Origin of the sequence: Gordonia hydrophobica NBRC 16057, assembly GCF_001592365.1 — a bacterium.
Taxonomy (GTDB): Bacteria; Actinomycetota; Actinomycetes; order Mycobacteriales; family Mycobacteriaceae; genus Gordonia; species Gordonia hydrophobica.
Map to the genome: position 1 here is coordinate 1 of NZ_BCWU01000038.1, position 923 is coordinate 923.

Annotated in this window: 1 protein-coding gene; it reads right to left on the reverse strand. The window is 63.8% G+C overall.

Going from position 1 to position 923, the window contains the following annotated elements:
• The coding region (locus GH2_RS21120; protein ID WP_157086199.1) for an amino acid adenylation domain-containing protein at positions 1–923 on the reverse strand (923 nt) is incomplete at both ends.

Sequence of the window (923 nt, forward strand, 5' to 3'; positions counted from 1 at the left end):
CAGCGCCTTCCGATCCAACTTGCCCGCACTATTCAGCGGAATCTCATCCAGCAACATCCACACCGTCGGCCGCATGTACTCCGGCAACGGCGTCGCAATCGTCTCCTTGACCACCTCCACATCCACCGCCTCACCCGGCGCACCAGCCACATACGCGACCAAGTGCTCGCCGCCATCAGGAGCCGACGCGACCGTCACCGACACATGCACCACGCCCGGCGCCAACGCGATCGCCGCCTCGATCTCACCCAACTCGATGCGCTGGCCACGCAGCTTCACCTGGAAATCGGTGCGGCCCAAGTACTCCAGCTCACCGGCCTTATTACGGCGAACCAGATCACCCGTGCGGTACATGCGCGACCCGGCAGGACCGAACGGATCCGCCAAGAACCGATCAGCAGTCAAATCCGACCGCGACGCATAACCGCGCGCCAACTGCACACCACCGACATACAGCTCACCCGGAACACCGGCGCCGACGGGGTTGAGGCGACCGTCGAGGACGTAGGCGGTCGAGTTCCACACCGGAACACCGATCGGCACCACATCACCGACCTCATCCAACCGCTGATACGTGATCTCCACGGCGGCCTCAGTCGGCCCGTACAGGTTGTAGAGCATCGCCTGCGGCATCGCCGCCCGCGTCTCCGCCGCCACCGCAGGCGGCAACGCCTCACCGGTGGTCGAAATGATCCGCACCTTATCCAGACGCGCCAACCGCTCCGGACCCGCCAACTCCAAGAACACCGACAGCATCGACGGCACGAAATGCACCATCGTCGCCCCCGAATCCGCGATCAGATCCGCCATATACACCGGATCCAAATGACCCTCCGGCTCCGCGATCAACAACCGCGAACCCTCCATCAACGGCGCGAACAACTCCGCCACCGAACAGTCGAACGTGTACGGCGTCTTCAACA